11 protein-coding genes are annotated in these 13,253 nt (G+C 68.6%); 6 read left to right on the top strand and 5 right to left on the bottom strand.

Translation table 11 applies throughout. From position 1 onward, the window contains the following. Positions 1-108 precede the first annotated feature (108 nt). On the top strand, positions 109-960 hold the full coding sequence (locus tag OG718_RS49150; RefSeq protein ID WP_328847266.1) for a class I SAM-dependent methyltransferase: 852 nt from the start codon (positions 109-111) through the stop codon (positions 958-960). Here OG718_RS49150 and OG718_RS49145 read toward each other — a convergent pair. Beyond that, positions 957-1,973, bottom strand: a complete 1,017-nt coding sequence (locus OG718_RS49145; protein ID WP_223064975.1) for an MBL fold metallo-hydrolase — start codon at positions 1,971-1,973, stop codon at positions 957-959. The two genes, OG718_RS49150 and OG718_RS49145, sit on opposite strands and share 4 nt — an antisense overlap. Positions 1,974-2,164: 191 nt before the next feature. On the opposite strand from OG718_RS49145, the gene OG718_RS49140 reads away from it, so the two are divergent. Next, complete coding sequence (locus OG718_RS49140; protein ID WP_143642381.1) at positions 2,165-2,710, top strand: hypothetical protein; 546 nt, start codon at positions 2,165-2,167, stop codon at positions 2,708-2,710. Between the two features lie 29 nt (positions 2,711-2,739). Here the strand turns inward: OG718_RS49140 and OG718_RS49135 are convergent, their stop codons facing one another. The 3 genes from OG718_RS49135 to OG718_RS49125 are packed head-to-tail and all read right to left on the bottom strand — an operon-like array spanning position 2,740 to position 6,146. Then, a complete protein-coding gene (locus tag OG718_RS49135) occupies positions 2,740-3,450 on the bottom strand; it encodes an ABC transporter ATP-binding protein (RefSeq protein WP_260695657.1) in 711 nt (236 codons plus the stop codon). Next, positions 3,447-4,835 carry an ABC transporter permease gene (locus tag OG718_RS49130; RefSeq protein WP_328847265.1) on the bottom strand — a complete coding sequence of 463 codons (1,389 nt, stop codon included), beginning with the start codon at positions 4,833-4,835 and terminating at the stop codon, positions 3,447-3,449. Before OG718_RS49130 ends, OG718_RS49135 begins: the two co-directional genes overlap by 4 nt. 36 nt (positions 4,836-4,871) lie before the next feature. Then, positions 4,872-6,146, bottom strand: coding sequence for an ABC transporter permease (locus OG718_RS49125; protein WP_328847264.1), 1,275 nt, complete (start codon positions 6,144-6,146; stop codon positions 4,872-4,874). A gap of 145 nt (positions 6,147-6,291) precedes the next feature. Here OG718_RS49125 and OG718_RS49120 point away from each other — a divergent pair, with 145 nt between their 5' ends. Both OG718_RS49120 and OG718_RS49115 read left to right on the top strand, forming a co-directional pair. Then, the gene (locus tag OG718_RS49120; RefSeq protein WP_328847263.1) at positions 6,292-6,954 is read left to right on the top strand and encodes a response regulator transcription factor; all 663 of its coding nucleotides are present in this window, start codon (positions 6,292-6,294) and stop codon (positions 6,952-6,954) included. Beyond that, the gene (locus OG718_RS49115; RefSeq protein WP_328847262.1) at positions 6,945-8,147 is read left to right on the top strand and encodes a sensor histidine kinase; all 1,203 of its coding nucleotides are present in this window, start codon (positions 6,945-6,947) and stop codon (positions 8,145-8,147) included. Before OG718_RS49120 ends, OG718_RS49115 begins: the two co-directional genes overlap by 10 nt. A gap of 72 nt (positions 8,148-8,219) precedes the next feature. Here the strand turns inward: OG718_RS49115 and OG718_RS49110 are convergent, their stop codons facing one another. Further along, entirely contained in the window at positions 8,220-10,820 is a 2,601-nt protein-coding gene (locus OG718_RS49110) for a PA14 domain-containing protein (protein ID WP_143642391.1), read from the bottom strand. Positions 10,821-10,977: 157 nt separating this feature from the next. On the opposite strand from OG718_RS49110, the gene OG718_RS49105 reads away from it, so the two are divergent. Further along, positions 10,978-11,991, top strand: coding sequence for a LacI family DNA-binding transcriptional regulator (locus tag OG718_RS49105; protein ID WP_143642393.1), 1,014 nt, complete (start codon positions 10,978-10,980; stop codon positions 11,989-11,991). Between the two features lie 164 nt (positions 11,992-12,155). Then, the gene (locus tag OG718_RS49100; RefSeq protein WP_143642395.1) at positions 12,156-13,253 is read left to right on the top strand and encodes an ABC transporter substrate-binding protein; all 1,098 of its coding nucleotides are present in this window, start codon (positions 12,156-12,158) and stop codon (positions 13,251-13,253) included.

The following is a 13,253-nucleotide window of genomic DNA, read 5'->3' as shown; positions in this document are numbered from 1 at the left end:
TCTTTCGCGGTGCGTGCGAAGGGACTTCGCGAGGGGAACTTGCGAGGGGACTTGGTGAGATCCACTGAGATCCTTCGGCAGGACCGGAATTCGCGGTTGGATGGATCCATGACTGAGGCTGCCGAGCGCTTCGATCCCGCGGTCCGGGAGATGATGCAGGCCAACCGGGCGAACTGGGACGCGCGGACTCCCGTACACCTGGCCAGCCGTTTCTACGGCGTTGAGGAACAGCCCGATCCGTTCCGCTGGTTCGCCCCCTTCGAATGGGAGGACCTCGGCGAGTTGGCCGGACGGGATGTCGCGCATCTGCAGTGCCATCTGGGCACGGAGACCCTCGCGTTCGCGAGGCGTGGAGCGCGCACGGTCGGCCTGGACATCTCCGGGGCATCGGTGACTGCGGCCCGGGACCTCGCGGCGAAGGCGGACTGCGCCGTCGACTACGTCCGCGCCAATGTGTACGACGCGGTGGACGCGCTCGGCCAACGACGCTTCGACGTGGTCTACACCGGCAAGGGGGCACTGTGCTACCTGCCGGATCTGGACCGCTGGGCGGAGGTGATCGCCCGCCTCCTCAAGCCGGGTGGACGGCTGTACCTCGTCGAGTTCCACCCCATGCTCAACGCCCTCGGCCCCAAGCCCGCACCCGACGAGGGCCCGGACCTTCTGCTGCGCCACGACTATCTGCAGGGGCGCGGCGCCATCCGCGGAAACTCCACCCACACGTACACCGACGGTCCGGCCGTCGACGGCGCGACGGAGAGTTTCGAGTGGAGGCACGGCCTGGACGAGGTGATCAACGCCTTGGCCGGAGCCGGCCTGCGCATCGTCCGGCTCCGCGAGAGCGAGGAACTCCCCTGGCCACGCTTCCCGCAGATGATCCGCACCCCTTCGGGCTGGTGGCGGCTCCCGGACAGCGCGCCGCGCATCCCGCTCCTGTACGGACTGCTCGCTTCCCTCTAGGCGGGCTCGGCCCTGTGAAGGTCGCCGCCCGCGGTTTCGGCCGCTTCGGCGTCGGCGATCCTGCCGCGCAGCATGAGGTCCATCACCCCCATGAACCGCTGCGTGCGCGGCCGGCCGAGCACGAAGGGATTCTCTCCGTCGGGCCTGTTCCGGAGCTGTTCGGCGCGTTCGAGACCGTGGTCGTTGGGGTGGTTGGACAGTTCCACGTCCACGTCGGCCTGGCGGATCCGGTCCCGGAAGGAATGGATGGACGCCAGGTAGGTGTGCAGCTCCGTGAGTGAGGTGGGCGGGTTCATGCCGCCCCACAGCATGGCCGTGTGGCGCTCACGGCCCGCCCGTACGGGGATGATCGGCGAGACGGTTCCCGAGGTGTGGCCCGGGGTGTGGTGCAGTCGGATCGTCGTGCCACCGAGTGTGAGCCGTTGCCCGTCCGTGATCTCCAGGTCCCGGGTGGGGGCGTGGTCCGGACGGGTGCGGGCGATGAGGTCCCAGTCGGCCGCTGTCATCAGCACCCGTGCTCCGTAGCGGTCGGCGAGGTACTGCGCGCCGCCGAAGTGGTCGTCGTGGCCATGGGTGACGACGACGTACTTGATCGTCTCCGGATCGGCTCCCAGCTCACGCAACCCGGGGACGAGCACGTCCTCGGCCTCCGCGGGCGAGGTGAGCGCGTCGATCAGTACGATCCCGTCGTCGGTCAGCACCGCCATGGCCGAGATCCAACCGGCGCTGAGAAAGGCCAGGTTGTCGAAGATCTTCAGCGGCTCCGGTGCCGGCGGGCGAGGAAAGTCGATGCCAGGGGTCAGGGCCCTCACGAGGGCGAGGAGGACCGGATCGTTCCCTGCCAGCTTGCGGGCACGGTCGTAGTAGTCCTGTGCTTCCGCTCCGACGGCCACCGCCTGTGAGGTGAGTGCGAACGAGCCCGCACCGGCGGCGAGTCCAAGGGCGGCGAGCCGGCCGAAGCGACGCCTGGACAGGTGACCGACCGAGTCCTCGGGTCCGGATAAATGGGCCACGGAGAGTCTCCTGACTGCCGTTCTGACACATGAGTCGAATCAGGATCACGATAGGCGGCAGTGCCGGAGCAAATCGCACCACCGACCGCGACACCCCGTACGCGGCCCTCATCGGGCCTGGTCGGTTCGCTGCTGAGAGGGAACGGACCTCCCGTCCGACGTGCCATCCGGTCCACCTACACTTTCCGCCCATGATGCCTTTGGACGACCCGCGCTGGCCCACCCTCGACCATCGGGGCTGGTCCAATGGGCAGGGCAGCTCGCCCGACGCCCCCTTCGTTCCCGACGAGTTGCGCCACCTGATGGCCGACCCCACGAACGGCGGGCACTTCAACGACCTGTGGCCGTACCTGTGTTCCGAGGGCACCGCCTGGCCGGCCGCCTACGCGGCCGTGCCGTACATCGTCACGATCGCGCGCGGGCTTCCTCCGGCCAAGCGCGACGACTACCTGTACGTCGTCGGCCTCGTGGCGATGTGCTCCGGCGAACACGGCGGGACTCCGGCCGACCTGCCAGACGACATCGCGGACGCCTATCGTCAGGCGCTCCCCGAGGCGATGACCCTCCTGGCGGACACGTTGGCCACGGCGGATCACGACCAGATCACCACGCGCTACCTGCTCGCCGCCGCGGCGGCCCTCAAGGGCCACCCCGAGTACGCCGAGATCCTCAACGATCTCGATGTCTTCGCCGAATGCCAGTCCTGCGGCGAACCCATGCTGGAACTGCCGGAGTAGCCGCGTACGGCGAGCGAACCGCTCAGGAGTTACTCCGTCAACTTGCCCTTGCGCAGGGTGAGTACGCGATCGGACTGGGTCGCCAGGCGCTGGGAGTGGGTGACGACCACCACGCACTTGTCCTGTTCGTGGGCCAGGTCGCGGAAGGTGTCGATGATGCCCTGGGCGGTGTCCTCGTCGAGGTTTCCGGTGGGTTCGTCGGCGAAGAGGATGTCGACGTCGCAGGCCAGGGCCCGGGTGATGGCGACACGCTGCTGCTGGCCACCGGAGAGCTTCATGACGTTGCGCGTGGCCGTGTGCTTGTCCAGGCCGACCCGCTCCAGGAGTTCCAGTGCGCGCGCCCTGCGGCCGCCGCGGCCCGGCTTCACGCCGGTGATCTCCATGGCGGTGGTGACGTTCTGAAGGGCGGTCATGTAGGTGAGCAGGTTGTAGTGCTGGAAGACCGTGGCGGCGTGCTTGTTGCGGTAGCGGCCGAGGCCGAGACTCGTCAGGTCCTCGCCGTTGAAGCTGATGGTGCCCCGGGTGGGTGCGTCGAGGCCGCTTGCGAGGCTGAGCAGCGTGGTCTTGCCGCTGCCCGAGGGTCCCAGGACTGTGTAGAAGGTGCCGCGTCGGAAGCTGTAGTCGATGTTCTTGAGCACGGTGGTCCGGCGACGCTGGCCGACGTAGGTGTGGCTGACGCCGTCGAGCCGGAGGACGGGCGTGTTTTCGGTGGTGGCAGGGGTGGTCATGGTGGCTGTCACTTGCCCTTCGTCAGGATGGTCCGTGGGCTGAGCCGCAGCACGGAGGCGGCCGGGACGGCGGTGGCGAGCAGACCGAGGCCCAGGCCGACGGCGCCCACGGTGGCGAGGGCCGCGGGGTCGAGGCGGATGTCGATCCGGTCGATGGGGTCGGCGTTCTCCACCGGCTTGTCGTTCGGGTCGATGCCCTGGTCGATGCCGGTACTGCCGGGTGCCGGAGGCTGCCAGGAGTCGAGCTTGTGCCGGGCCGCGGCTGCCTCTTCGCCGAGCAGCGACTGGCTCGCGCTCTGGGTCAGGCTCTGGGTGAACAGAGAGCTCAGGCCGATGGCGAGGGCCGCGACCGCGACGATCTCCAGCGCCTGCTGGGCAACGAGTTTCCACTTCTTCTCGCCCATGGCCAGCAGTACGCCGTACTCCTTGCGGCGCTGCTTGACCGCGAGGTTGACGAGGAGGACGAGTACGGCGGCGCCCGCGATTCCGATCAGCCACATCGCGAGGGCGGCGGTGGAACCGATGCTGTCCAGGGGGCCGGTCATCTGCCGGATCGCCTTGTCGTTCGCGTCCAGGTGGAACCCGTCGAGCTCGGACCCCGCGATCCGCGCGGCCTCCTCCTTGAACTTCCCCAGGTCTTCGGCGTCCTTGAGGAGGAACGTCGCATTCCTGGCCTGGAGAGCCGCGTCCCCAGTGGTGTTGAGTCCGGCGAAGCCGCCGATGGACGCGTACAGCATGTTGGCCGGGTCGACGAAGTGCTCGGGCTCGGGTTCGGAGCTGGGACGCGGGTCCCGGTAGATACCGGTCACGGTGAACTCTGCCGTGGCAGTGCCCTCGTTCGCCCCCAGGGTGATCTTCTCGCCGGTCTTGAGGCCGTTCTTCCGGGCCAGCCTCTCCTCGATCAGCAGCAGGTGCTTGTCCTTGTCGGCGGCGGTGAGGTGCGCTCCGGACAGGAGTTGGAACTTGCCGCTGCGGAAGTCGGGCAGGAGTGCGGAGTCGAGGATTCCGATGGTTGGGGTGCCGTCGCGCCCCATGCCCGAGGCCCCGGTGTCCACTCCCCCGGTGACCAGCTCGGTGCCGCCCTTGACGACGCCGCGGTCGAACATGGAGTAGTTGTACTTCTGGACCAGGGTGGACGTGCCCAGCTTCTCCACTGTTGCGGCGCTGATCTGCGGGGCCATCAGACCACCGGCGGCGTTCTGGCCGGTCAGGTCCATCACCAGATTGACCTCGGCGCCCACGGAGCGCTTGGCCTCGTTCTTGGCCTGGGCGGTCGCGTCCTGGATCAGTACGCCGGCCAGCACCATCACGGAGATGACGAGGAAGGTGCACAGGGTGATCAGGGTCCTGCCCCTGCGGGACCACAGGCTGAACCCTGCGCGTTTGACGAAGTTCATGTCGGTCGGCTCTCCCGGTCTGTGTCGGTGCGGTGCCTATTCGCTGTCGATGAGGATGGAGCGGGGGTGGAGGCGGAGGATTCCGATGCCGGGGACGACGGTGGAGACCAGGGAGATGCCGAGACCGATGCCGGCGACCTTGCCGAGGTCGGACGGCTGGACGCGCATCTCCGGCGAGTCGGCCGGTGCGTCCGAGGGCCGGGACCGCGGGGAGGTGTCGGACTCCTGGTGGCCCAGCAGCGCGTCGCCCGCCGGCTGGGCGGCTACCTGACCGGCCAGGGCGGCGACGGCCACCGCGGGCAGGGCGACCGCGGCCACTTCCACGGTGTGCTGGCCGATGAGCTTCCACTTCTTCTCGCCCAGCGACAGAAGCATCCCGAGTTCGTCGCGGCGCTCCCGGATCTGCAGCATCACGATGAGCCCGAGAATCAGCGCACCGGCCACGGCGATGAGCCGGACGATCAGCCTGGCGAGGGTGCCGACCCGCTGAATCGGACGGACCTGGTCCTTGTACGCCTTGTCGTTGACGCGGAAGTCGAACGCCCCGGTGCCGAGGAGCCGCCGAGCCTCGGCATGCAGCTGCTCGGCCTGTTCCGGCGAGCCGATCCTGAAGACCGCCTCGGCCAAGTCCGCCGAGCCGGGGCTCAGTTGCTGAATCGTAGGGACCGGTACGTACAGCGTGTTGCCGGGCAGCAGGTGCGGCGGCGTCCACCTCGACGGGTCCGGCATCGAGTCACGGTAGATCCCGACGACCGTGAGCGGCACGGTGCGCTTGCCGTCGGCGGACTGCACACGGATGGTGTCGCCGAGCTTGAGCCCGTTCTTCTCGGCCAGCCGTTTCTCGACCACGGCGACCTCGCGGCCGGCGTCCTCCGGGGTGATCCCACGCCCGGCTGTGATCTTGTTCGAGCCGTACGAGAAGGGCAGCAGCAGGCCGGAGTCCCGCACTCCATTCAGTGCCAGGGGGCGCTGGGGCTTCGCCCCCGCGCGGTTGCCGCCAGGCTTCGGGACGTCGGACTCCAGCGGTTCGATGCCGCGGGCCTCGGCCTGGATCGGGAGCCGCGGGTTGTACCGGTGGACCCGCGGAGACGAACCGAACCGGTCCGCCAGCGCCGGGGTGAGGCCCTTGCCCTTCAGCGTCACGTCGACGCCGATCGTCCGCTGTGCGTCCGCCTCCTGACGGGCGGTCGCGCCTTGCAGGAGGAAGCCGCCCAACAGCAGGGTGCAGATGACGACGAAGATCCCCAACAGGACGGCGGTCCTGACTTTCCTGGCACGCAGGCTCAGCCCGGCGCGCTTGACGAAGTTCATGGCCACGACAGAAGCAGGGCGCCCTGTGCAGCGGGATAAGCGCGTTACAGCGGCGTAAGGGCCCCGTGCTTGCGAGGCCGGGGAGGTGCGGCCGCGGCCGTTGTCCTTACTCCACTGCAATGCCACGCCGGGTTTCATGGGGCGCATGAGAGTTCTGGTAGCCGAGGACCATCGCGTTCTCGCCCGTACGATCGCCACGGGTCTGCGTCGGCAGGCGATGGCCGTCGATGTCGCCGTCTCCGGTGACGAGGCCGAGCGCATGTGCCTGCTCACCGACTACGACGTGCTGGTCCTCGACCGCGACCTGCCGGTCATGACGGGCGACGAGGTGTGCCGGCGGCTGCGCGAACTCACCGACCCGCCGCGGATCCTGATGCTGACCGCGTCCGGCGAGATCACGGACAAGGTCTACGGGCTCACGACACTCGGCGCCGACGACTATCTGGCCAAGCCCTTCGACTTCGCCGAGCTGGTCGCCCGCATACGCACGCTCGGCCGCCGTGTCCCCAAGTCGCCACCGGTCGCGCTGCGACACGAGGGCATCACCCTGGACCGGGCGCGGCACGAGGTGTCCGTGGAGGGCCGGCGGCTGGAACTGACACCCAAGGAGTTCGCGGTCCTGCGACTGTTGATGGAGGCTCAGGGGGCGGCGGTGCCGCACGACGAACTCGTACGCACCCTCTGGGACGAGAACCTCGACCCGCGTACCAGCGTGGTACGGGCCGTCGTCAGCCGGCTGCGCCGCAAACTGGGTGACCCCGGCCTCATCACCGCCGACAAGGGCCAGGGATACCGGCTGTGCGACTGAACCCGCGGGCGCTGCTGCGGGGCATGCCGTTCCGTGCCCGGCTGACCGCGGCCTTCTCCGTGCTCTTCCTGCTCGCGGGCGCGGCGCTGCTGGCCTTCGTGGTGCTGCTCGCGCGCTATGGAACGGCCCAGCAGCTCAAGGGAATCGAGATCACGAAGGGCGGCATGCCGAGCGACGGCGGGTTCACCGCAGGGCCCGTGCAACCCACGGACCCTTATGGACCTGCTCCGCCGCCGGTAACGACTCGCGACGACTTCGCCATGATCCGGCAGATGGACCAGACCGTACAGGCCGTGCAGGACACCGCCCTGCGACAGATGGTCCTCTGGTCGGCCGTCGGGCTGCTCGTCATGGCGCTGCTGGCCGGACTGGTCGGCCGGTGGCTGGCAGGGCGGGCGCTCGGGCCGGTCGCCGCGATGACGAAGGCCACCCGTCGGATCAGTGAGCAGAACCTGCATCAGAGGCTGGCGCTCACCGGCCCCGACGACGAACTCCACCGCCTGGCCGACACCTTCGACACCATGCTCGACCGGCTGGAGAAGTCGTTCGAGAGCCAGCGGCGCTTTGTCGCCAACGCCTCCCATGAACTCAGGACGCCCCTCGCGGTCCAGCGCACCAGCCTGGAGGTCGGCCTCGCCGATCCTCTTCCCGACGGTCTCGCCGAGGTACGCGAGGACCTGCTCACCGCCAACCGTGAGGCCGAGCGGCTGATCACCGCGCTGCTGCTGCTCGCCCGCAGCGATCGCGGCCTGGAGGAGACCGAGACCGTGGACCTGTCGGCCGCGGCCCGGCTGGTGGCGGCCGAACTCGCCCCGCAGGCCGAGGGAGAGCAAGTGGACGTGGAGGTGACGGCGGACCGGCGGTTGACCGTCCCTGGTGATCCCGTACTGCTGCGCCACCTGCTGACCAACCTCGTCCGCAACGCCATTCAGTACAACCACCCTGGCGGCCGGGTTCGGGTACGGCTCGAAGGCCGCACGCTGACCGTGGCCAACACCGGGCCTCCGGTGCCCGTCGACCGGGTACCGGACCTTTTCGAGCCGTTCCGCCGACTCGCCCAGGACCGCATCGGAACCACCGGCCACGGGCTGGGCCTCGCCATCGTCCGCTCGATCGCCGAGGCCCACGGAACCGAGGCAACGGCCGAGCCCGGCCTGCCGGGCGGCCTCGTCGTCACCGTCCGCTTCCCGTGATCCATGAAGGCCGGAGTGTGGGGCCGGAGCCACCCGGCGAGCGGAGGTGAGCCGCTCGCCGGGCGGTCCGGGTCAGGCGCAGCCGGCTGGAGTCGGCCGCGACACGTCGTTGATCAGTGCCTCGTGGGCTGCCTTGACTCGCTTCACATCGGGCTTGACGACCTTGCGGTCGTATGTGATCAGCCCGTTGAGTTCGCCCTCGACATCCGCGATCTGGGTGTAGACCGCGCCGTTGCCGCCCTTGCAGGCCAGGGCGTGCACCTCGGCGAGCTTGGTGAGGTAGTCGTCGGTGTACGTGGCCGGGTCGACGTCGACGTAGGACTGCTGGACCGACCAGGCGTGTCCGGGCACCGCCAGGCCGAGGCCGCCGTACTCGCCCATGACCGTGGCCCGTTTGCCGTCCGGGCGCGGTGGTAGCGCGGGGCTCGGGTAGCCGTGCTCGTCCATGATGTCGCCGGTGCCGCCGTCGGCGCCGAGGTTGAGGCCCGACTGGTTGTTGACCAGCCGGGTCGGGTCCCAGGCCTTGGCCTGTGTGGCGATGCGGCCGACGTCGTACTGGCCCCACCCTTCGTTGAAGGTGACCCACATGACGATGGACGGGCTGCTGATGTGCTCGTCGATCATCTGCTTCATCTCGAGCTCGTACTCGGCGCGGGCCGCGGTGGACGGGTTGACGCCCGCCGTCATGGCAGGCATGTCCTGCCACACCAGCAGGCCGAGCCGGTCGGCCCAGTAGAACCAGCGGTCGGGTTCGACCTTGATGTGCTTGCGGACCGAGTTGAAGCCCATCGCCTTGTGCATCTTCAGGTCGTAGGCCAGGGCCTTGTCGCTGGGGGCGGTGTGCAGGCCGTCCGGCCAGAATCCCTGGTCGAGGGTGGCCATCATGAAGACCGGCTTGCCGTTGAGGACGGTTCGCGGGGTTCCGTCGACGTTCTCCACGGTGATGGACCGCAGACCGAAGTAGCTCTTGACGCGGTCGGCGCCGACGCTGACCTTCAGGTCGTAGAGGAACGGGTCGTCGGGCGACCACAGACGGGGTTTCTTGATCTTCAGGGTGAGAGGACTTCCGGTGCGTCCGGTGACGGTGGCGACCTTCCGCTTGCCGTCGTACGCGGTAGCGGTGACGGCGAGTCCGGGACGTACGCCCTGCGGCTCGACGGTGAGGGTGCCCGTCGCGGCGTCCGGGGTGAGCTTCAGCGAGTCGACGTGGTCGGTGGCGACGGGCTCCATCCACACGGTCTGCCAGATACCGGAGGACGGGGTGTACCAGATGCCGCTGGGGTCGAGGCGCTGCTTGCCGACGGGCGGGTTCTCGCCGTTCGCGGCGTCGGTCGGGTCGTAGACGCCGACGATCAGCTCCTGGGTGCGGCCGGGCTTGAGGGCGTCGGTGACGTCGGCGCTGAACTTGTCGTAGCCGCCCTTGTGTTCGGCGACCTTGGTGCCGTTGACGTAGACCTCGGAACGCCAGTCGACCGCGCCGAAGTTGAGCTGCAGGCGCTTGGCGGAGCCGATCTTCCAGTCGGAGGGGACGGTGAAGGTGCGCCGGTACCACATCCGGTCCTCGTGCCGCTCGATGCCCGAGAGCTGGGACTCGACGGGGTACGGGACGAGGATCTTCTCGGCGAGTTTCCGGCCCACCGGGGGCTGTTCGCCAGCCTTCGCCGCGGCGAACTCCCAGCTGCCGTTGAGGTTCTTCCAGTCGCTGCGGGTGAGCTGCGGCCTCGGGTACTCGCGGTGGGCGTTGGCCGCGGTAACCTTCTCGCCCCACGGGGTGCTCAGCTGGTAGGTGGATTTGTTGGAGCCGCTGCTCCAGAAGGCCTTGACAACGTTGCCGTCCTTGCCGGAGAGACCCCCCGATCCGTCGTAGCGCACATCGGCGGCGCCGCGCGCGGTGCCGGTCTTGTTGCCGACCACAGGTTCCTTGAGCGCGACCAGCAGCGATCTCGGGTTGGCCGGATCCAGGCGCACCCGGCCGAGCGGCCAGGTGGCTCCGCCGATCACTGCGTCCAGGTGCTCGGTGAGACCGGCCGGGGCTGCCGCGAGTGCCTGGACGAAGTCGAGCCGCAGGGTGCGGCCGTCCTTGAGGACCGTGGCTGCGATGGCCCCGTTGTAGTCGTAGCCCTCGGGCAGCAGGAAGGCCGACTGCGGGATGGCGGTCTTGGTGCCGCCGGGCGGCGTCCAGCGCACGTGGAGGTTGGAGCCTCCGTAGTGCTCGAAGTACTCGATCTTGATGTCGTAGGCCTTGCCGGCGGTCAACTCCACCGGTTGGCCGGTCTGTTCACGGTCCCAGTCGTCGACCCAGTGGTCGATGACGGGTTTGCCGTCCACCCAGAGGCGGAAGCCGTTGTCGCCGATGACCGAGAAGGTGGTGGGGCCGGTTTTCTCCGGCACGATCCGGCCGGTCCAGCGGACGGAGACGTCGTCGGACCGTCCGGTCGCCGAACGCAGACGGGGCTCCAGGTTGTCGAAGTCGAGCTGGGGGTCGAATCCGGTCGCTTTGAGTTCGTGGAAGTCGAAGGCGCCGGGGGCGGACTGGGTGTAGTACTCACCCTTGAGGCCGTGGATCTCGGGATCCTCCGCGGCCGTCGCGGCAGGTGCTGCGGCCAGTCCCGCGGCACCCAGCACTGCTGCGACGAGCAGGGCGAGGCTGTGTTTGATTGGTCTGATGCGCACGAATCCTCCTTGGTTGAGGAAGGGTGGCGGCTCGGTGCTTCAGTCTGTACAACGTTGGAAGCAGAGGCAGTTGGCATGAGAGCACGGCTCCCGGCCGCTGTCCAGGTCCATGACAAAGCTCCGGTCGCGGAGCCCCCGTCGATGCCGAGGAGATCCCTTGCGGGTCAGCCTGAAGGACGTGGCCGAACGGGCCGGCGTCTCGATCAAGACCGTTTCCAACGTCGTGAACAACTATCCGCACGTCACACCGGCGATGCGCGCCAAGGTGCAGGAGGCGATCGACGAGCTCGGCTACCGGCCGAACCTCACCGCACGCCATCTGCGCAAGGGCCGTACGGGCATCATCGCGCTCGCCGTTCCCGAGCTCGGGAATCCCTACTTCGCCGAGCTCGCCGGCGCGGTGATCGACGCGGCGGCCCAGCACGAGTTCACGGTCCTGCTCGACCACACGCGCGGCGACCGTGAGCAGGAGTTGCTGGTCAGCCAGGGTTTCCGGGCCCGGGTGATCGACGGGCTGATTCTGAGCCCGCTGGAACTGGAGGCCGAGGATCTGCACGGCCGGGCCGACGACGTTCCGCTGGTGCTGCTCGGCGAGCGCGAGTACGACCTGCCGTTCGACCACATCGCGATCGACAACGTGGCCGCCTCGCGAGAGGCGGTGCGCCATCTGATCGGCCGCGGCCGGACCCGGATCGCCTACCTCGGCGCCCGCACCGATTCCGCGAACCGCCCCGCCCATCTGCGACTCGACGGCTGGCGGGCGGAGTTGACGGCGGCGGGCCTGCCGACCACGGACGACATGATCGTTCCCGTCGACGGCTGGGACCGGGACGACGGGGCCAGGGCCATGGCCCGGCTGCTGGACTCGGGCACACGGCCCGACGCGGTCTTCGCCTACAACGACCTCATCGCGATCGGCGCCATGCGGGTGCTGCACGAGCGCGGGCTCCGGGTGCCGTGGGACGTCGCCGTCGTGGGTTTCGACGACATCGCCGAGAGCCGTTTCGGAGCCGTCTCGCTGACCACGATCGCGCCGGACAAGCAGGCCATCGCCCGCCTTGCGATGGCCTCACTGCTGCGCAGCCTGTCGGGCCGTCAGGAACCCGGAGGACGTGAACTGACCGCGGAATACCGGCTGGTGGAGCGGGAGAGCACCCTCGGGCGACGGTGACCTCGGTCCGGACCAACTGGCCGAGATTTCGGACGGAAGGCTTTACAGCCCCCTTCCAACGATGTAAAAAACTCCCCTGAACGACGTGCACGCCATGTTGACCGCAAGTGCCGAACTCCCCGGGAGCGCTCTCAGCGCCGGGGCCGCGCCGTTTGGGGACTCCCATGAAGCCCACCGCACTTCTTCGTCGTACCTCCGCTCGAACCCTCCTCGCCACCGGCCTCCTCACAAGCCTCGTTCTCACCACCGGATGCACCAAGTCGGAGGACTCCTCCGACAGCGACAAGGCCGCACCCCAGCAGGGTGACGCCGGCCAGCAGGTCGCCTCACCCAGCACCGGATCCGGGCCCGCCTGCACCATCGCCGCGTACGGGGGCGAGAAGCTCGACCTCAAGAGCGCCACCGTCGGTTTCTCCCAGTCCGAGAAGGCCGCCAATCCCTTCCGGATCGCGGAGACCGCCTCCATCAGGGCGGAGGCGCGGAAGCGCGGCGTCAAGCTCCTCACCGCCAATGCCCAGTCGCAGTTCTCCAAGCAGATCAGCGACGTCCAGGACCTCATCGCCAAGGGCGCCGACCTGCTCGTCATCGCACCGCTCAACTCGGACGGCTGGGAACCCGTGCTGCGCACGGCGGCGGCCAAGCACATCCCGATCGTCACGGTGGACCGCAAGATCAACGCCACCGCCTGCAAGGACTATGTGAGCTTCATCGGCTCCGACTTCGTGGAACAGGGCAAACGGGCCGCCGACGAGATGATCGAGGCGACCGGGGGCAAGGGCGACATCGCCATCCTGCTCGGTTCGGCGGGCAACAACGTCACCACGGAACGCACCAAGGGCTTCGTCGACCGGATCAAGGACAAGGCCCCCGGTCTCAAGGTGGTGTTCCAGCAGACCGGCGACTTCGCCCGCGAGAAGGGCCAGTCGGTCACCGAGAACCTCATCCAGTCCAAGCCCGGGATCAAGGGCATCTACGCCGAGAACGACGAGATGGGCCTCGGCGCCGTCAACGCCCTCAAGGGCGCGGGCAAGAAGCCGGGCGCCGTGAAGATCGTGACCATCGACGGCACACGCAACGCCGTGCAGGGCATCGTGGACGGCTGGATCCACGGCGTCATCGAGTCCAACCCGCGCTTCGGGCCGCTCGCCTTCCAGACCCTCGACACCTTCACCAAGGGCTCCGAGGTGGCCCAGGACATCGTTATCAAGGACAGCGCGTACACCGAGGCCAACGCCCAGTCGGACCTCGACAAGGCGTACTGA

This window comes from Streptomyces sp. NBC_00258 (assembly GCF_036182465.1).
Lineage (GTDB): Bacteria > Actinomycetota > Actinomycetes > Streptomycetales > Streptomycetaceae > Streptomyces.
Note: the sequence above shows the minus strand (reverse complement) of the source record. Positions and strands in the feature narration are given on the sequence as shown.